The sequence below is a fragment of the Pararhodobacter sp. CCB-MM2 genome, from assembly GCF_001691415.1.
Taxonomy (GTDB): domain Bacteria; phylum Pseudomonadota; class Alphaproteobacteria; order Rhodobacterales; family Rhodobacteraceae; genus Pararhodobacter.
This window is the reverse complement of the sequence record NZ_LRRR01000044.1, coordinates 12,368-28,591: the sequence shown is the minus strand read 5'-3', so window position 1 is coordinate 28,591 and position 16,224 is coordinate 12,368. Positions and strand designations below refer to the sequence as shown.

18 protein-coding genes and 2 pseudogenes are annotated in these 16,224 nt (G+C 57.9%); 11 read left to right on the top strand and 9 right to left on the bottom strand.

Annotation, left to right across the window (positions count from 1 at the left end; genetic code table 11):
• From BCY78_RS23000 to BCY78_RS26115, 4 genes and pseudogenes are all read left to right on the top strand, one after another.
• Positions 1-290, top strand: a pseudogene (locus BCY78_RS23000) (HlyD family type I secretion periplasmic adaptor subunit); the annotation flags it as partial.
• Positions 291-393: 103 nt separating this feature from the next.
• Positions 394-1,869 (top strand): sensor histidine kinase, encoded by a 1,476-nt coding sequence (locus BCY78_RS22995; RefSeq protein ID WP_068306504.1) that lies wholly within the window; start codon positions 394-396, stop codon positions 1,867-1,869.
• A 563-nt stretch (positions 1,870-2,432) separates the two neighbouring features.
• Complete coding sequence (locus tag BCY78_RS22990) at positions 2,433-3,119, top strand: response regulator transcription factor (RefSeq protein ID WP_068306502.1); 687 nt, start codon at positions 2,433-2,435, stop codon at positions 3,117-3,119.
• Positions 3,120-3,546: 427 nt separating this feature from the next.
• A pseudogene (locus BCY78_RS26115) lies at positions 3,547-3,809 on the top strand (IS5/IS1182 family transposase); the annotation flags it as partial.
• Positions 3,810-3,889: 80 nt separating this feature from the next.
• Here the strand turns inward: BCY78_RS26115 and BCY78_RS25425 are convergent.
• On the bottom strand, positions 3,890-4,540 hold the full coding sequence (locus BCY78_RS25425; protein ID WP_139103293.1) for a hypothetical protein: 651 nt from the start codon (positions 4,538-4,540) through the stop codon (positions 3,890-3,892).
• 529 nt (positions 4,541-5,069) lie between these two features.
• Between BCY78_RS25425 and BCY78_RS25420 the strand changes: the two genes are divergently transcribed.
• The 4 genes from BCY78_RS25420 to BCY78_RS26110 all read left to right on the top strand — a co-directional run bounded on the left by BCY78_RS25420 (position 5,070) and on the right by BCY78_RS26110 (position 8,043).
• The gene (locus tag BCY78_RS25420) at positions 5,070-5,795 is read left to right on the top strand and encodes a hypothetical protein (RefSeq protein WP_139103292.1); all 726 of its coding nucleotides are present in this window, start codon (positions 5,070-5,072) and stop codon (positions 5,793-5,795) included.
• A 288-nt stretch (positions 5,796-6,083) separates the two neighbouring features.
• Positions 6,084-6,332: a helix-turn-helix domain-containing protein gene (locus BCY78_RS22970; RefSeq protein ID WP_068306494.1), complete on the top strand. Its 249-nt coding sequence runs from the start codon at positions 6,084-6,086 to the stop codon at positions 6,330-6,332.
• Position 6,333: 1 nt separating this feature from the next.
• Positions 6,334-7,650 (top strand): type II toxin-antitoxin system HipA family toxin, encoded by a 1,317-nt coding sequence (locus BCY78_RS22965; protein ID WP_083195257.1) that lies wholly within the window; start codon positions 6,334-6,336, stop codon positions 7,648-7,650.
• Positions 7,651-7,746: 96 nt separating this feature from the next.
• Complete coding sequence (locus BCY78_RS26110; protein ID WP_304441989.1) at positions 7,747-8,043, top strand: ATP-binding protein; 297 nt, start codon at positions 7,747-7,749, stop codon at positions 8,041-8,043.
• Positions 8,044-8,162: 119 nt separating this feature from the next.
• On the opposite strand, the gene BCY78_RS22960 is transcribed toward BCY78_RS26110, so the two are convergent.
• Positions 8,163-9,518 (bottom strand): efflux transporter outer membrane subunit, encoded by a 1,356-nt coding sequence (locus tag BCY78_RS22960; protein WP_068306492.1) that lies wholly within the window; start codon positions 9,516-9,518, stop codon positions 8,163-8,165.
• Positions 9,519-9,961: 443 nt separating this feature from the next.
• Here BCY78_RS22960 and BCY78_RS25415 point away from each other — a divergent pair, with 443 nt between their 5' ends.
• Both BCY78_RS25415 and BCY78_RS24985 read left to right on the top strand, forming a co-directional pair.
• Entirely contained in the window at positions 9,962-10,474 is a 513-nt protein-coding gene (locus BCY78_RS25415) for a hypothetical protein (RefSeq protein WP_139103291.1), read from the top strand.
• Positions 10,475-10,997: 523 nt separating this feature from the next.
• Positions 10,998-11,258: a WGR domain-containing protein gene (locus BCY78_RS24985; protein WP_083195256.1), complete on the top strand. Its 261-nt coding sequence runs from the start codon at positions 10,998-11,000 to the stop codon at positions 11,256-11,258.
• A 359-nt stretch (positions 11,259-11,617) separates the two neighbouring features.
• Here the strand turns inward: BCY78_RS24985 and BCY78_RS26105 are convergent, their stop codons facing one another.
• The 6 genes from BCY78_RS26105 to BCY78_RS22945 form a co-directional block, all read right to left on the bottom strand.
• Positions 11,618-11,743, bottom strand: coding sequence for a hypothetical protein (locus tag BCY78_RS26105; RefSeq protein ID WP_233499480.1), 126 nt, complete (start codon positions 11,741-11,743; stop codon positions 11,618-11,620).
• Positions 11,744-12,227: 484 nt separating this feature from the next.
• Positions 12,228-12,350, bottom strand: a complete 123-nt coding sequence (locus tag BCY78_RS26245) for a hypothetical protein (protein ID WP_255403230.1) — start codon at positions 12,348-12,350, stop codon at positions 12,228-12,230.
• On the bottom strand, positions 12,347-12,694 hold the full coding sequence (locus tag BCY78_RS24975; protein WP_199523195.1) for a hypothetical protein: 348 nt from the start codon (positions 12,692-12,694) through the stop codon (positions 12,347-12,349). The genes BCY78_RS26245 and BCY78_RS24975 overlap by 4 nt, the downstream gene beginning before the upstream one ends.
• Entirely contained in the window at positions 12,694-12,882 is a 189-nt protein-coding gene (locus BCY78_RS22955) for a hypothetical protein (RefSeq protein WP_068306490.1), read from the bottom strand. Before BCY78_RS22955 ends, BCY78_RS24975 begins: the two co-directional genes overlap by 1 nt.
• A 246-nt stretch (positions 12,883-13,128) precedes the next feature.
• Positions 13,129-13,524 (bottom strand): type II toxin-antitoxin system VapC family toxin, encoded by a 396-nt coding sequence (locus tag BCY78_RS22950; protein WP_068306488.1) that lies wholly within the window; start codon positions 13,522-13,524, stop codon positions 13,129-13,131.
• Positions 13,524-13,766 carry a type II toxin-antitoxin system Phd/YefM family antitoxin gene (locus BCY78_RS22945; protein ID WP_068306486.1) on the bottom strand — a complete coding sequence of 81 codons (243 nt, stop codon included), beginning with the start codon at positions 13,764-13,766 and terminating at the stop codon, positions 13,524-13,526. Before BCY78_RS22945 ends, BCY78_RS22950 begins: the two co-directional genes overlap by 1 nt.
• 100 nt (positions 13,767-13,866) lie before the next feature.
• Here BCY78_RS22945 and BCY78_RS22940 point away from each other — a divergent pair, with 100 nt between their 5' ends.
• Positions 13,867-14,268 (top strand): transposase family protein, encoded by a 402-nt coding sequence (locus BCY78_RS22940; protein WP_083195255.1) that lies wholly within the window; start codon positions 13,867-13,869, stop codon positions 14,266-14,268.
• Positions 14,269-14,546: 278 nt separating this feature from the next.
• Here BCY78_RS22940 and BCY78_RS22935 read toward each other — a convergent pair whose 3' ends face one another.
• On the bottom strand, positions 14,547-14,900 hold the full coding sequence (locus tag BCY78_RS22935) for a hypothetical protein (protein WP_139103290.1): 354 nt from the start codon (positions 14,898-14,900) through the stop codon (positions 14,547-14,549).
• Between the last annotated feature and the right edge of the window lie 1,324 nt (positions 14,901-16,224).

The window sequence follows — 16,224 nt, the reverse complement described above, 5'->3', positions numbered from 1 at the left end:
GCCAGCCCGCCCGCTTGCGTCTGACATCGTTCAATCAGCGCACCACGCCGGATCTGGAAGGGGAGGTGTCCTACGTCGCAGCCGCCAGCACACTTGACCCCGAGACGGGCTTCCCGGGCTTCGAGGCCTCGACGACAGTCAGCCTGCCCGTGGTTGAGGGGGCCGAGCCGCTCACGCTCGTGCCCGGTATGCCGGTCGAAGTGTTCATCCAGACGGGCGCGCGCACGCCTGTCGAGTATCTCCTCCAACCCGTCATCGACAGCATGCGTCGCGCCATGACCGAAGAATAATGACGTTCGCCCTGCATCTCGTGGCGTTTGTTACAACAATGCAGGGCGTTCGCTACTCTAAGGAAAGACTTTCCAAGAAAGATGCTTTCCGGGAAGGTGTGTGATGCGTGATCAAAGTGGTGTCGTGGTGGGGGAAGACGTGTCCAGGCTTCTGCGCTTGCCGTCCGTATTGTTTCGAGCAATTCGGAATCTGGGCTTAACAGCACAGTTCATGTCCTTGGTGGCCTTGACGGCCTTGGCCATTGACTGGGTTGCGGCAGGCGCTGAGCGTATGATCGCACGCAATCAAATTCTGGAAACATCTTTGGAGATTGAGCAAGCGCTTGCGCGCTCCGCGTTCTTGCCGATCTTTTGGAGCCCCGGTTATGAGGGTTTGCCCAATGAGGCGCGGTCTGAAGTTTTTGCGGCCGCAGCGGAACCGCTGATCCGGTCAGGCTATGTTGATGCGCTCAAGGTCTGGGATGGCATGGGGCGTCTCGTTTACAATTCGGCGGGAGGTGAGCCGCAGCTTGATTGGCAGGAACCTGCTGTCATGCGCGCCTTGCAAGGTGAGACAGTTGTGACCGCTGTAGAGGTGACGTCCCCGGAGAATGCGTCGGATGCTTGGGGGGAGAACGAAGTCTACGAGGTCTATTTCCCCATCCGGAATGCGTCTGGTGCCATTATTGCCGTCTCGGAAATCTATTTCCGTCTCGATGTGGCCATTGGTCGTGTTCAGGAGTTCATGTCGAAGATCGACGCAGTCCGGGCTGTTGGTCTACTTCTGGGGCTCTTGTTTGTGGGGACCCTTGTGCATTTCGCGGAGCGGCGGATCACGGCTCAAGAGAAGAAAATCTCGGAAAGCCTGGAGGCACAGACCGCGCTTGCCAACCGCAACTACTATCTTCTGCGCCGATCCGAAGCTTTCCGGAAGCGGAGCGCGGATGCCATCGATCATACATTCCTCAAAATCGGGGGGGAACTTCACGATGGCCCAATCCAGATCCTCTCAATGGCGAACATGTACTCGTCCCAGATCGAACCTGAGGCGCAGAGCGAGCATGCCTTTAACAAGATGCGCGCGCTGAACGCCAAGGCGCTGACCGAGCTACGGGCGGTGTCTGTGGGGCTCATCTTGCCCGATCTGGTCGACAGTGTGATCGAAGACGCGATCGTGCTGGCTCAGCAGGCATTCGAGGATGAGGTCGGCGGCGAGTATAGTGTCGATGTCTCTTTGGATGAATCGCGAGAGATTCTACCGCGTGAGGTCCAGATTGTCGTCTACCGGACGGTCTATGAATCCCTTCACAATGCCCGCAAGCATAGCGGCATGACGAACTATTCCATCCGGGGTCGTGTGACACAGGAGGGCTATGAGGTGGCCGTCTGCAACCCGGTTTCTCCAGAGCAGCCTCCCTCTGAAGGTTATGAGAATTCGATTGGGGGAGTCGCGCTCCGCAAGCGCGCCAAAACCATCGGCGCGCGTTTGGATTTCGTGAGCGATGTAAGATCTTACTCCGTGATGCTGACAGTGTTGCATGATTACCTCAAGGACATCCGTGAACTGGACGCCGATCCGTCGTCTCTGAGTGGTTCTTGAGATCGCCTGCGATTCGCGGCGGCAGCAGGCGGATTCTTGCTAAGGCAAGTCTGGTTTTGTCCTGATATCTGTTCATGATGCGATTGGAGGGGCATCTTGCGCCATATTCGACCTGCCCCATTTCGTATTCCTTAGGCTGGAATGGTTTTCGTTGATCTGGCAACAAAAGGTCTTATCAACTGATTTGAAACATATTTAAGGAGGCTTCTGAGGATTTGAGAAGCGCTCTATCTGTTTGCTCCGACATCAGGTGTGATTGCTCGAGAATGTTTCCTGAAAATCAGTTGCGCCAACAACATTGCCGTTGATTGTGGAGGCGTTTGTCTCCTTTTGGGATAGATATAAACCTGTGGTTGTGGATAGCGCGTCCTCTGCTGGGCTCAATTATCCATCCAGGAAACAGTTCTTTTTGGGATTGGCGGAAACCTGCCGACCAGCCTCGTGATACCTTGGCATCAGTCGGCTGCCACGAATCGTTCGACTGATCCCGGCTGAAACTTTTGGGGCCTGCCGGTCGTATTTTATATGTCTCGGCGTCGTTGTGCCGGGGGGGAGGAAGCATAGTGGAACGTAAGAAGATCATCATCATCGACGACCATCCTATCGTCCTCAGCGGAATCGAAGACATCTTGTCAGCCTCCCCGACATGGAAGGTTGTTGGGCGCGGTACGAGCGCAGCGGACATGCCGGGGCTCCTTGAGCAACATAAACCTCATATCGCGATCGTTGACCTGCACCTGCCGGGTAATATCCTGCGAGAGATCAAGGCAGCCCGTGATCTCTATCTGTCCTTGAATATTGTTGTGTTCACGGCGTCGGATAACGTCGCGGACTGCAATGCGGTGATGGACGCCGGTGCTCGCGCTTACGTTCTCAAGGGAAGTGACGTGCGCGACCTCTTTCGCGCTTTGGACTACGCAACCCAGGGACGAGAGTTTGTTTCTCCGGAAGTGGCTACGAAGCTCATGCGGGAGATGCGGCTCAAGAGGGAGGCTCCGGAGCGTGAGCGCAACCCCCTGAACTATCGCGAGTCCCAGATCATGGAGTCTCTGCTCCTGGGGTCGAGCAACAAGGATATCGCCGAAAAGCTTTCGTTGTCGGAGAAGACGGTCAAGCACTACATGACGGGCATTCTCCAGAAGATGAATGCGACTAGCCGTCTTGAGGCTGTCGTGCGTTTCCAGGAAATTCTTGGGAACGATGCCTCTGGTCACGATGCAAGTTATATCCGTCAGGGTAAGGCGCATTGAGGCATTGGCTGGCGACCTCCTGATGCAGCAGGCCTGCTCGTTTTAGGAAAGAGCGGGTAGGCTGCGCCTTTTGGCTGTGAAGAATGTGCGCAGGTCTTTCTGAGGCCTTACCCGGTTCCGGATCGGTCGTTTGCTGGCCGGCGAGCGGGAGGCCGCTGAGATTGCAAGGTCAAACCGCTTCAAGGTTCGACAAATATTGACCTGCCCATGCGTTCCCTTGAGCGAGTGCCAGCATCGCATTTCTTTGGAACTTGGAAGTGAAGCAGCATGTTCTGGTTCTGGCCCGCATCGCAGCTCTGATCATCGGCGTCATGTAGCTTGGCTGACGGAAGCTACGATCTGACGTCTGCTGGTCTCTAGGAACGAGGAGATCAGCAGACGTCGAAACAGAGGGACCATGATGCGGGCGCCAAGGCTCGCATAGCTTTGGAAGCCGGGCATGGCAGGAGTTCGCGCACGCAAAGAGAACCTGTGCGCGTTGACGTGCCTGAGCTGGGCGCTCTGGTGGAACTGGAGAGGGTACCACCAGTGCAGCAGGGTCGAGACGAAAATGAACTGCGTGAAGCTTCTCCCCCCCAGCGGCTGATACCCCCAGATTTCGACCGCTAGGTGGCGGAGGCCCAAGCCCAGGTGGCGGTCCTCAACCGCTTCACGGCACTCTGCCTCCCGATGACAGCGGCTGCGGAATAAGTGTGCCCGGGGGGGAGGGCGTTGTGCTCGCAAGTTGACTTGCACAAAAGCGCCGCAGGTCAAAAAAGGTCGGGGTCAAGTTATTTCAAGGCGCTGCTGGGTGCGCTTCTGTTAAAGCAAACCACAGACAAATGAGCCTCGGCTTCACACTCCCATGCGCTACGGTCTATAATATCCCAAAGCGATACGCGCTCTACGGTGGCGGGTGTCGTGGGCATTAGCAAGCGCATCCACTGATCTATCGACCAATCGCTGAAGCTCGCGAGTAGTTCTGCCGAGCGCCGTGTTGCCCGTTCATCGCAGTAATCATTGCCGGAAAGATAGGCGCAGTGGAATAGAAGGGTCGTCCCCTGCTGTATCGCGAAGTCTCCTTGAAATCGAAGCTGAGTTCGAGATCCAAGTGAAATAACTGTTGCGGCGCTTGCAGCAGGCCCCTCTAGTTTAACGTGCAGTCGGCGCTCATGGATAAGGCGGGCAATAGCTATGCCCGCGTGCAAACTGCCACCTGGGCTCATGCCGACAACTATCTCTTCTACGTCGGGGTGTTGCTGCAGTAAACTGGCGAGGCGCTGTTCGTCGCCGTATTCTACAGGACCGTCCAAATAAATGAACGGAACGTCGAAGCGCTCACCAGTGTTGTATCCCCCAGAATACCACATATCGAGGGCATTTATGGGATGGGCTGCAATCATGAAAATTGGAAGAAGAAAGAAGAGGGCCAGTCGCGCCATGAATTTCATTCCAATGATGGAGTGGGGGTGAGAAAATCATAGATCTAGTTTGCGGCTTGACGCTTTCTAGCCACGGGAAATCTCGACGATTTGTAAGGTCTCATGGTATTGAGGGTGGTTCAAGAATTTTCTGTTGCTGATCGTAGGTTTCGGAAGGTCGATTTGGTGCGTGAAGTTGTCCTTTGGAGGGTGCCGGAAATATTTGCTCGTCCCGAAGTGATCTGGTCGAGGTTTTGGGGTGCAGCGAGGGGCGTCGCTGAAGCTGGAATGATATTTTCTGTAGATGATAGGATAGTTTTTCATCTCTGTATTTTTTCCAATGATTTACACATTGGTATATTAAATTTCGTTCGCATGAAAATTTCTGCAGTCATCTGTAGGGTTTTGATTTTGCGTCTTGGATCGACTTGCTTCGGCAAGAAGTCCCGGGTTGCGTTGATATGCGAAAAAATTTTGGATCTGGTTATAGATTCTTACCTTCTTCGGGTTTCATGGGGCTGAGTAGATTTTGCTTCGTGGAGTAGCCCCGATGAATTTTGAACGCCTGATCTCTTACCGGACGCGCCAAAAGCGCTCTCAAAGGCATGAACGACTTTGTGCGTTCGCACATCTCAATCGTCTCGGTATGGCAACGTCGTTGCTTTCCGAGGCGCGTGCGATAATCGGAAGCGGCCGTCTCTCCGTCGAGAGTGAGCCTCTGGGTTACTGGGGTGTTGCGTCCGTGATTCCTCAGCTGGCGCGCGGTGTATGCCCTGGTGTCTTGCTCGAGCCGCAGGAGGAGGTTGAACAGCAAAGGGTCTCTGCCTTGTGCTCTCTTCCGCAGGCACCAAGCCATACTGATCTCATGCGGGCGATAGAGAGGGTTTTTGCAAGTGCGCCCTTCTTCTCTGTGCGGCGCTTTGGCGAGGCTGAAGACGAGATTGAGGAGTCTATGGATTTTTTGCTTGGTGGGGGCGTCAATGCGGTAGTTCTCGCGATGAACGTACTTGGAGGCATTCCGTCAACGTCGCTCCTTACCAACTTCCGCGCTCCTGATGTCGGGGGCTATCAAGTCATTGAGCGGCGGCTTCGGTATGATCTGGTCCTGTCCTGGCATGCGAGTGATGTTGAGGCGAGGGAAGTTTTTGAGTGGGAAGTTGCCCGCCGAGGAGCTGATGGCGCTCTCTGCGCGAGTGAATGCCTTTTGCAGAGCTGGGAAGGAGACATCTTGGAGCGAGAATGCCCGCTGCCTGATGAGCTGAGCCCAGCTGCATAAGCAGGGTGATGAGGCAGGCGCATGTCGACAGGGGGGGCAGTTTGCCGTGTCGCCTGACAAGGCAGTCCTAGTCGGATGCGTCAAGCGCGTTAGTCGTGCTCACGCGCCTGCGCACGCTGTCCCTTGAGAGGGGGTAGACGATGAGCGTTGTCGCGCGCATCTTCGATGTCGCGGTGGCTTGAATGTCCCCTACGCACGGAAGTTGGGAATTAGCTCACGGGCTATATATGAGATTTATAGCTCTAGAGCTATATTTACAATATATAGCTCTAGAGCTATCAGAATGCTATGGACATCTTGCCCGCATACTCCATCCGAAGCCTGCGCCAAGCCGGGGCCGTGCTGCGTGCACGGCGAGCGGCGGGGAAGATTAGTCAGAAGCAGCTTGGCGAGATGACGGGCACGGCGCAATCTACCATTTCCGACATCGAGAACGGTGTCGTATCTGTCAGTCTCGATGTCTACCTGCGCCTCTTGGAGGCCCTCGGCGCGGAACTGTCCGCAACGGATCGCATAGCGGACCCTGGGCAGCACTAAAATGGCACGCATCGGCCGCCGCACACGCCAAAGCAAGACAGCCGTCTGGTATGAACGGACGAAAGTAGGCACGTTGACCCGCGCAACGGATGGTGCCATCGCGTTCAGCTATGATCCTGGTTGGCTCGCCTCCGAGGCTGCTTTTCCGGTTGCCAGCGCCCTTCCGCTTACCAAGCTCAAATGGCAGGGTGATCCCGTTATTGCCGCCTTCGACAACCTGTTACCCGATGCCGAAGGCGAGTTGCGCGAGAAGATCGCCGCGCGCGTCGGGGCACAGGGCAAGGATGTGTTCTCTCTGTTGTCTGTGCTGGGGCGTGATTGTGTCGGCGCGCTGCAATTCCTGCTGGTGGACGAGGTGCCGTCCGAGCAGGATATGCAGTATCGTGTCATTTCGGAAGAGGAGATGGTCGCCGACCTGAAGAACCTCGCCACCGCGCCGCTCGGCCTTGGTGAAGACGAGGATTTTCGGATTTCCATCGCCGGGGCGCAGGAGAAGACGGCCTATCTGTGTATCGACGGGCAGTGGGCCAAGCCGCGCGGCATCACGCCGACCAGCCATATCTTCAAGACGCCCATGGGGATCATTCCCGGCCCTGAGCAGATTGACCTGAGCGACAGCGTTGAGAACGAACTGTTCTGTATGACGCTGGCTGGCGAAATCGGTCTGCCTGTCGCACATGCCGAAAAGCTCACCCTTCCTGGGCAGGTTGTGTTGTCGGTCGAACGGTTCGATCGCATCTGGCGGGGCGATACCCTGAAACGCCTGCCGCAAGAGGATATCTGTCAGTCGCTGGGCTACCCCTCTGCGATGAAATACCAGAGGGTGGGCGGCCCTGGTGTCGCGCAGATCATGGAATTATTGCGGGAATCCGACACGCCCATCCAGGACCGGGAGACGTTCTTTAGGGCTCAGATCTTCTTCTTCCTTATCGGGGCACCGGACGGGCACGCCAAGAACTTCAGCCTGCGTCTGGGGCGCCGGGCGCGGTTCACGCTTGCACCCCTCTACGACATCCTGAGTATCGCCCCCGTCGTACGCGCTGGACGCTTGCAGCGAAAGCGCTACCGCCTCGCCATGTCGATCGATGGCCACTACGGCATCGACGAGATCGTGCCGCGTCACTTTGAGGCCGAAGGGCGCGCGTCGGGTCTGCCCAAGGGCCGCGCCTTGGAGCTGCTGGAGGACATGACCAATCGGCTGGGCCCTGCGCTGGAGCGGACGCTCAAGGCGGTCGGCGATCAGGTCCCGGTGGCGGTCAGTGAGCCGGTCATAGGCGATGCGACGCGGCGGGCAGAACAGATGCGGGGCTTGCTATAGGGCTCCGGTGCCTTGGTAGCTACCCGTTCGACCGCTTGCGCCATCGCTGTCCGCTTCATGCCCCGCTGGGTGGCTTAGTCGCCTTCTCCGATCCGTATGGTGCCTGTCACATCCCGGAAGGACGTCAGGGTTTTGCTTGAACAGTTCCGGCTTGATTTTGTGCCAGTCCTTCATCGCTTGCTGATCGTTGATGAGTTCGGCGACCTCCCCTTCGAGCCAGATGCAGCCCACCTGTTCTTCCAGCTCGTCAGCCGCCGGTATGAATGTGGTGCCCTGCTAGTGGGTTCGAGCCGGACGGTGGGTACATGGGCGCCGTCTTCGGCGACCCGGTGGTTGCCAGCGTGCACCTCGCCGCCCTGGATGCGATGGTTCTCGCCCATCAGTGTGCTTTAATCCGGACCAGCCCCGGGGCTTGGGCTTCGGGCGCCTTCGTTCGATACAAGTGAAGCGCCCGAGCCAAATAAAAAGGGCGACTTGGGCGCAGCGCTTGGCAATCAATCAGGGCAGCGTGATCACTCGTTCCAGGGGCCGGTCCAGCCACGCCCCGCTGCGACCTGAAGCGACGCCCAGCTCGCGCCCATGTTCCGTCTTGCAGAAGCAAGCGCGAGGTTTGAGCTGGCAAGCGCGCGCTGGCTTTCAAGGAGGTCCAGCAGGGTGGTTGATCCTGCTTGGAATGTCTGCTGGGAGAGTTCGACGACGCGTCGATACGAGGTCACTGCTTGCTGGGAAGCTCCGACAGCGCGGCGGTTTCTCAGGTATCCATCTTGTGCAACCTGAACTTCTTCGACGGCCGCGAGCACCGCCGCTTGCCAGGCAAGCTCAGCCTGATCGGCACGTGCTGCAGCTTGGTCACGCGCCGCAGCAAGAGCAGGTTGGTTCAGGAGCGGGATGGAGATTTCAGGCCCAAAGCCCCAGCTGCCGCCATACGCAATGGTCCCGGTGAGTGTGACAGAGGGGTAGCGCGCAGCTTCAGCTTCCCCGAGTGCGGCAACCGCGGCCGCGTAATCTCGCTCGGCAGAGCGCACGTCCGGTCTGTTTCGCAACAGATCTGCAGGCACGCCAGCGTTGGCGTTTGCCCCATGCGGCACAGGCTGCGGCGAGCCTCGCTCCAGGCGGTCTTCGAGCACTTGCGCCGGCTGCGCCAGCAAGGTGGCGATTGCGTAAGAGGCTGCGTAGAAGCCTCGCTCCAGGGCGGGCAGGGCTGCCAATGCATCATCGAGGGCGGCTTGAGTCTGGGCTTCGCTCAGTTCGGTTGTCGCGCCCATTCTGCGTTGGACTTGAACAAGTTCAAGCGTCTCGCGGCGGCTTCCAATGGACTGGCGCGTGATGGCCAGCGCTTCCTGATAGTAGCGCAGGTCGATGTAGTTCGAAATCAGCGCGGAGACGAAGGCCAGACGCGCTTCTCCGACGCCGAGTTCTGTGGACTGAAGCGTCGCAATGGCGCCTTCGCGCGCGCGCCGTTCGGCACCAAAGAAGTCCAGGATCAAAGAGGCATTGAATGCGCTGCGGTCTGTGGTCGAGATGCGGGCCCCGCCGCCGCCACGGCGTGTCGATGAGCCGGTGATTCCGCCTGTAACATAAGCGGGGGCGCCCGACGCCCGCGCAAGCGCTTCAGCTTCTTCGACGCGCGAGAGGGCCACGCGGATGGAAAGGTTCTGTGCCAGGCCTTGTGCAACCATGTCATTCAGCAGCGGGTCGTTGAACGAGCGCCACCACTGCTGTGCCGCCACATCTCCGATGGGCGTTGGCGCACCATCAGCAAATGTCGCAGAGAGGCCAATCTCCGGGTCTTGGAAGTTCGGTCCGACCGTGCAGCTTGCGAGCGTCAGGAAGGCGGGAAGCAGAAGCAGTCGGGACAGGGGTAGCATGCGGCAAGTTCTTCTTGTCGTAGTGAGTGGCACCCAGATGCGAACTTGGACGCCCTAACCACGGGGCGCACCGTCAATAGGCAAAATGGCAGAGTTTTGGGCTTGAGCAAGCCTTTTCCGCCCCAAGTCCGACATGATTGGCGCTGGTTCATATGTCGGGTCGGGCCGGCAGTACGGTGCTGGTGTCTGTCGTGCAAGAAATTTCGTCCTAAAGTGCGGTTTCCTTCGGCATTTCGTGTAATTTGGCCACGTAGCCGAAGCCGCTTGGCAGGGCCTTGTCGGAGATTTTCCCGGGGATTGCGTTGCGCAGGGGTCTCAGTTGCGAGAGGTCGGGGCAAGAGGCTGGGGAGGTTCGCCTTGACGGGTTCTGCATGGGGCTGGCAGTCGCCGTGTAAAGCGCGATACACGCCTCGCTGGTGCTTGCCTCTCAGCTTGGCGTCTCCTTGATTTACCTCAACGATAGTCGAGCGAGTTACTTTCTGGGGCCCTTGCGTGGTGTGGGTGAAACGGTTGCCGAGATGGCAAGCGCCTTGAGTGAAGTGTTGGCACGATTGGGCCAGGATGGCGCCTATTGCTTGGGGTATTCTGGAGGGGGGTTCGGGGCGTTGATTTTTTCTTCTCGTCTTGGCGTGCAGAGGAGTCTGGTCTATTCGCCGCCGACAATCATCAGAGAATCTTTGCCGATCGTTATAAGAAATGGGGCAAACCTTGAGGGATTGCTGTCTCCGGAAGGTGCTGTTGATTTGTCGCATCTCCTTCAGGGGTCTAGAATTCCAATGATCCGCATCTACTTTTCAGGCGGGAACGAGCACGATGCTCTTGAGATAGAGAATATATCTCAAATTTCGGATCTGGATATTAGGCCTTTTCCGGACATGGTGCAGCACAACCTTATCCCTAGTATGATTGCTCGAGGATTGTTTGGTACTCATCTTGAGTGGCTTGTACGAGGATGAGTTGCACGATGGGTCGATACGCCGATGATCTGGTTGATTGAAGCGAGGGTCGCATGTCAGCGCATGTGAGTGACCCGGCTTTGATGCGGTGTCTGAAGGAAAATTCTTGCTTTCTTGGCTTGAGGCGTTGAAAATTATCAGGTCGACATGATGTCGTCCCTTGTGTGATGTAGCTCATTTAGGTTCTGAGAATGGCAAAATGTCCGGCTTGCAACAAATTAATTGCTCAATTTGTTTTGAAGAGCATGAAGAGTGAAGAGCGTCTCAGCGGAAGAGTGCTTGAGATGCTTGCCCATTGCTGTCCTTATTGTGATACTGTTATTTCGGTCCATCCAGAGGGGGGTGGCGGAAGCAGCAATAGTAACCGTGGATCCGGTCGTTCATTCCTGTGATGCCTCGATGTGACGAGGGGCATCGGATTGCTCGCGTCCTATTTTTTCTCTTGATTCAAGGCTCGTATATAGACCTGTGTTTTTTTAGCATTGGTGGTATTGTTTCTTATTGCAGGAATCGGGGGCCTTTCATGGAAGACGGAAGTGTACAGTTTGAAGTTTTTCCAACCGATATGCACCTTCGGCGCATCGATCCTGAGCGAAATATGCGCCGATTTTATAGAATGACCGTACAGCCGGATTTGTTTGGCGGAGCCAGTCTGATCCGGGCCTGGGGCCGGATCGGAACCCGCGGGCGTCAAATGGTTGATGTGCATTCGGATGAGGGGATGGCGGTTAACGCTCTCATGGCTCTTGCGGCACGGAAACGACAGCGGGGCTATAGCCTATGAGGTTCGCGCGGGTCTGTGCCTCGTGAGTGCTCAATGGATTCAAGTGTGACTTGGTGCTTCGGGCGAAGAGCAAGGCTGGCAACCTTGGGCATAGCCTGCGCTGGCCTGAGTTTGTGATTGGCGCGAGGGCACGGTTCCGACTTGGCCCGACGCAGGTGGAGCGCAAGCATGCGGTGAGCACCGCGGCTATGCGGCCTTGACGGCGTTTGCCTGCCATCTAAGTAGTCCTCCATCATACGGGATAAACTATCCCAGAAAGTGGACCACTTCAGTGGGGCAAGGCCACTTCGCGCTGCGCTCTGCGCTGCGGCCATACTTGTCGCGCTTGAGCAGCGCGATCTCGAGCTTGAGGCCGGCGATCATCGCCTCGGAGGTCGAGACCACCGCGCGTGCCCGCGCCAGACCGTCAGCAGCCCGCGGGAAATACCGTGTCGACGGGCAGTCGCAGAAACCTGGTGATGTCCCCGGTGGCTTTCCTCAACCACCCGGATCTTGTCAGCGTCGCTCTAGTGCCGACGCCGCGGCACGTCCTCGGCGGGCAGGATCTCGATGTGCGGTGTGAACTTAAGGTCGACCATCAGGTCGGACTTGCCATCACCTAACGCGCCCCGTCAGACGGCCTCCGCCGGAGCGTTACGCAGGAACTTTCCCCGACCGAGAGCCTGCATGAAGTCTGGCATGATCTGGGACGCCATGGGGCGCGAGGTGCGTTCGACTGGTCGGAGATCCGCGCCTTTGTCGAACTGACGGGGCGGATATCCCGCCTTACCAAGCGCGGGCCCTGCGCGACATGTCGCAGGCCTATGCCGATGGGCTGGCGGATACCGACCCGCTCAGCGTGGCGCCGCTGGAGAGGGGCGGGTAGCGCCGAGGTCGGGTATGGCTGTCGGCACGAAGCCGGGAGCCATGCCGCAGAACCGAGAAGGCCCCCGCTCGCGCGAGGGCCTGTAACCGGTTATAAGGGGGATGTCACTCAGCCGGGTGACGGTGGTCGCTCTGGCGCAGCGACCGCTCGTTGAGGCGGACGGCCGCATAGCCCACCGCCACGACGACGATGGGGGCCAGAACAAAGGCGAGAATGAAGTCGCTCATTGCAGTCCTCCTGGAGTTCTTCTTGCAAGAGAGTGTAATAAGACAAATGCAACGAGCCAACTGAACCCGCCAACAATCATAGTTGATCCGGGCAAACTGCCCCGTAAGCCACTGATATTGTAGATGTATCCAGCAACGGGCGTTGCAATGCCGACCGTGAAGCAAGCGGTTGATGCTCGATCTAAAGCGTTCGCGAGCAGTTTTGTGCGCTCATTCCGAATCACACGAGCCGCCTCACCCAGGGGCGAAGGGTCCCGATCACCCGCATCGGCATCCTCGCGCCGCCACCAAAAAATGCCGGCGACCACCGCGCCGAAACGCAGAATACCAAACAGATCTTGCATCAAGCCTCGCCAGGTCGGTCGTCGGAGGGGGTGGCGTAGGGGTAAATCATCAAGGTTCCCAAGTCGCCCTTCTCGATTGTGTAAGGGTTTTCCTGCTTCGCGAGGTCCGCATTCACGCGCTTTAGGAAGGCAGCCTCCTCCTCCCCGGTGTGCCCCTCAACGCCTTCTGCGAGCATCTGGAAGAACATGCTAAGGTCGGAAATTTTGATGAAAGGCTACGGGAACCTCTCCTCCAAGGCGTCGAAGCGGTTCAGCTGTTCTGGTTGCGGATCGGAGATCCCGGTGGAGGTGTGAGGTCGATGTGTATGGCGTGCTTCTGGATGTGTGCCAGAAGCCGTCGTGGCGTGGCTGCGATTCTTCGCGGTTCTGTGGGTCAGGCCGAACAGGCCGCCGAGACAGAGCGCCCATGATCGATTCAGGAAGGGGTCGGAATCTCAAACCACGACGATCTCTTCGGTGAGCGCTGCGCGACACAAAGCGGTGTCGAAGGTTGCGAGATCAGCGCCAAGGCGGAGCGCAAGATCAAGATACATCGCGTCATAAATCGTCAGGCCATGCCTGCGCGCCAACCGAAGCACACCGGCATTCGAGGGTGTGGTATCTAGGGCAATACCCAGTCCTTCGACTGCCTCGATCAATTGCTCGGGGAGGCCTTGCGGCAGCCGCCCTCGGCGCTCTCCGACGGTCAGGATGTTGCGCAACTCGGACCACAGAAGGAACGGCGCCGCGAAGTTGTCATAGCGAGCGGCGAGAGCGGCCAGATCTTCGCCAGTCTCGTCCGGCATCAGCCATCCTGCGACGGCCGAGGCATCCACAACCAGTGTTGCCATCAGCGTCTGCCGTCGTCGCGGGCCGAGAGGATTTCGCTACGGGTCATGCCACCCGCCAGCCCCGCACGCAGATTGGCGATGCGGTCAATCGCAGCAGCACGCCCAGCAGGGATCTTACCGAGTGGGCTTAGTTGCGCGACAGGCTTGCCGCGGCGGGTAATGGTAATGGTTTCGCCCGCCTCGACAGCGGCAAGCAGCTCTGAGAGATGGGTTTTCGCTTCGAAAGCCCCGACTTCACGCATGGCAGTAACCTTTCCTACCAGAAGACTAAACTAGTTGACTGGGAGGCATGTCAAGGCGTCACGCTTGTTAGTGGTGCCGTGTGGTCTGGCAAGCGGTTTGATGCCATCAAATCCTGTGCCTTTGGGAAACATGATCGCTTCCTGCAGATTGCAGCGATGGCCGACGCGGCCGCGGACGGATAATGCGCGCCATGACGTCGGCGAGTTGCTCGTCATCGCTCTTGTCGCAGTGCTTTGCGGGGCGACAACCTGCGCCGGAATGGCCACGTTCGATCGAGCAAAGGAGCGCCCTTTCAGGGACTTCCTGAACATGCAGCATGCGCTCCGGTCGCATGATACCTTCTCGGCCGTGTTCTGCATGCTGGACCTCAAGGTGCTCGGCGCGGCCTGCGGCGAGGTGTTGGGCGAGGTGGCGGCGTTGTTGCGCGAGGGAGATGTGATGGCCATCTGCGCCAAGGCCCTGCGTGGAGCAAGGAAACGACAGCGGGGCTATAGCCTATGAGGCTCGCACAGGTCTGTGCCTCTTGAGCGCTCAATGGATTCAAGTGTGACCCGGTGCCTCGCGCGGGGAGCAAGGCAGAGTAAGCTTGGGTACAACCTGCGCTGATCTGAGTTTGGAACTGGCGCAAGGGCACGGTTTCGATCAGGCCCCACGTTGGTGGAGCGCGGAAGTAGTTCGTGCGTGGGGGTCGTATGCCGCAAGGTCGAGGGGAGATGAGGCTCGGCACAGCCCAGCCCCACCAACCTCGTCTCTCTCTGTGTGCGGGCTGCTTTTTGGGGTCAGGCGCCGCTGATGTACATCCCGCACAATGATAGAGAGCAGCCAAAGCTGACCAGCGATATTGGGCTCCGCAATTGATAGAAAAACGGAAACCCGTTTCCATTGACCAAGATAGGGGCGATAACCCCATACCCAAGAGCAATGGCGGAGACTGGTACATACCAGTCGAAGAGCGCAAAGCTTGCAAAGATCCCTGCAATGCCGAATACGATGACCGAAACGTCCAGCGCCATTGTCGTGGCTGTTCTGTGCGCTTGGTAGATGGTAAAGAGTCTTTGGCGTTGAGCCAAAAGGGTGATGCGCGAGACGATACCGCTGGCGATCATGCCCAGGAACAAGAGAAGCATCTTCATTCCTCGTTTTTTGTTTTATTGACTGCTCAGGCCCACAGGAGACAGTGATGGGGCCCACGCGTCGAGAAAAAACTGCACCGATTGCACGAATTTTGCCCCGAAAATCGCCAAAAGGGCGTCGGTTGTACTGGCAATACATCTTTAGGTGGTGAGAGCTGGCCTCTGGCAAGCTGGAGATGCTCTTTGGTGTGATCCCTGTCTTGGATTCAGTCGGCATCCACTTGGGGCGCATCACTCTCCTGTGCCCGAACGGAAATTTGTGCCCTGATCCGTTGGGAGGGAAGCGACGGCGCCTACATAGATGCGGCGTTTCTTTTGAGGGACCGTCTTTGAAACTCTTGCGTTAGGGCGCTCGATTCATAATGGTAATTAATGCACTTTGAGGAACTGATTCCTTTGGTGCCCAGAAGGTTCTGAGTTTGCGTCAGGCATTCAACTCCAGAATAGGACCCTATCATGAAGAATTTCACCGCAATTGTGGCTTTCATTCTCTTGGCTTCGCCAGCTGTCGCGCAGAGCTGGACACGTATCACGACCGAACAGGGCTACCGTGACACTGTTGTCGGCCGTCCAATCACGGTCGAGGGACAGGGTGTTGTCACGTGGATGGCAGACGGGACGGGGCGTGGTGAATGGGGTGGACACAACTTGGTTGGGGCTTGGACTTGGAGCAATGGCTACCAGTGCCGCAATGTCAGGGTTGGGACGCATGAGACAGGAACTGACTGCCACCGTGTGGAAGTGAACGGCAACCAGATCCGGGTCACGACAGAGCGTGGGAACGGGCGCACGATCGTCGGAACACTTGGACCTGTACGGTAACCTTTGACAGAGCGGGCGGCGCGGTACCGGGCGTGCCTTGATGCCAGCGCCGTCCAAAGCTGACCAGAACCGCCACTCCTGCCCGCCGGTCGCCTCGCAGCAGAATCACGGCCTCCTGCTTGTGAGCGAGGTCGGACACTGCGATGGCCATCATCGGTATTGGGCATACGGTGGCGCTGACCGTCTGGGAGGCAGTGAGTAGCGAGCCAGTCTCGGCTCATATCGCGACCATATATTACTTTCTGCATGCTCACCTCCTTCTGGTACGCGATCCCGTAAGGGCCGCTGGTACCTGTTCGAGGCAATGACGGAGAAGCGGTGCCGACCTGCTAAGATGCGTGGTCCTGCCACAAGGCTCAGACGTCGCGCGTCACCCCGCAAAGGGTCCAGGCCGCCTGGACGCGTGACGGGACCATGCTAGCAGATCCGAGATACAGAAGACTCAGGACCCGTTGATCGCCTAGCTGTCGCCTTGGTTGCCGTCCGTGGCGCAGCTGGCCCG

Coding starts and splice junctions, on each gene's coding strand:
- BCY78_RS26245 (WP_255403230.1), bottom strand. CDS start 12,350: ATGAGCGACTTCATTCTCGCCTTTGTTCTGGCCCCCATCGTCGTCGTG.
- BCY78_RS22955 (WP_068306490.1), bottom strand. CDS start 12,882: ATGTTCTTCCAGATGCTCGCAGAAGGCGTTGAGGGGCACACCGGGGAG.
- BCY78_RS25425 (WP_139103293.1), bottom strand. CDS start 4,540: ATGGCGCGACTGGCCCTCTTCTTTCTTCTTCCAATTTTCATGATTGCA.
- BCY78_RS24975 (WP_199523195.1), bottom strand. CDS start 12,694: ATGCAAGATCTGTTTGGTATTCTGCGTTTCGGCGCGGTGGTCGCCGGC.
- BCY78_RS24985 (WP_083195256.1), top strand. CDS start 10,998: ATGGAAGACGGAAGTGTACAGTTTGAAGTTTTTCCAACCGATATGCAC.
- BCY78_RS22965 (WP_083195257.1), top strand. CDS start 6,334: ATGGCACGCATCGGCCGCCGCACACGCCAAAGCAAGACAGCCGTCTGG.
- BCY78_RS22950 (WP_068306488.1), bottom strand. CDS start 13,524: ATGGCAACACTGGTTGTGGATGCCTCGGCCGTCGCAGGATGGCTGATG.
- BCY78_RS25420 (WP_139103292.1), top strand. CDS start 5,070: ATGAATTTTGAACGCCTGATCTCTTACCGGACGCGCCAAAAGCGCTCT.
- BCY78_RS22970 (WP_068306494.1), top strand. CDS start 6,084: ATGGACATCTTGCCCGCATACTCCATCCGAAGCCTGCGCCAAGCCGGG.
- BCY78_RS22960 (WP_068306492.1), bottom strand. CDS start 9,518: ATGCTACCCCTGTCCCGACTGCTTCTGCTTCCCGCCTTCCTGACGCTC.
- BCY78_RS26110 (WP_304441989.1), top strand. CDS start 7,747: ATGGTGCCTGTCACATCCCGGAAGGACGTCAGGGTTTTGCTTGAACAG.
- BCY78_RS22935 (WP_139103290.1), bottom strand. CDS start 14,900: ATGAAGATGCTTCTCTTGTTCCTGGGCATGATCGCCAGCGGTATCGTC.
- BCY78_RS22945 (WP_068306486.1), bottom strand. CDS start 13,766: ATGCGTGAAGTCGGGGCTTTCGAAGCGAAAACCCATCTCTCAGAGCTG.
- BCY78_RS22940 (WP_083195255.1), top strand. CDS start 13,867: ATGCCATCAAATCCTGTGCCTTTGGGAAACATGATCGCTTCCTGCAGA.
- BCY78_RS22995 (WP_068306504.1), top strand. CDS start 394: ATGCGTGATCAAAGTGGTGTCGTGGTGGGGGAAGACGTGTCCAGGCTT.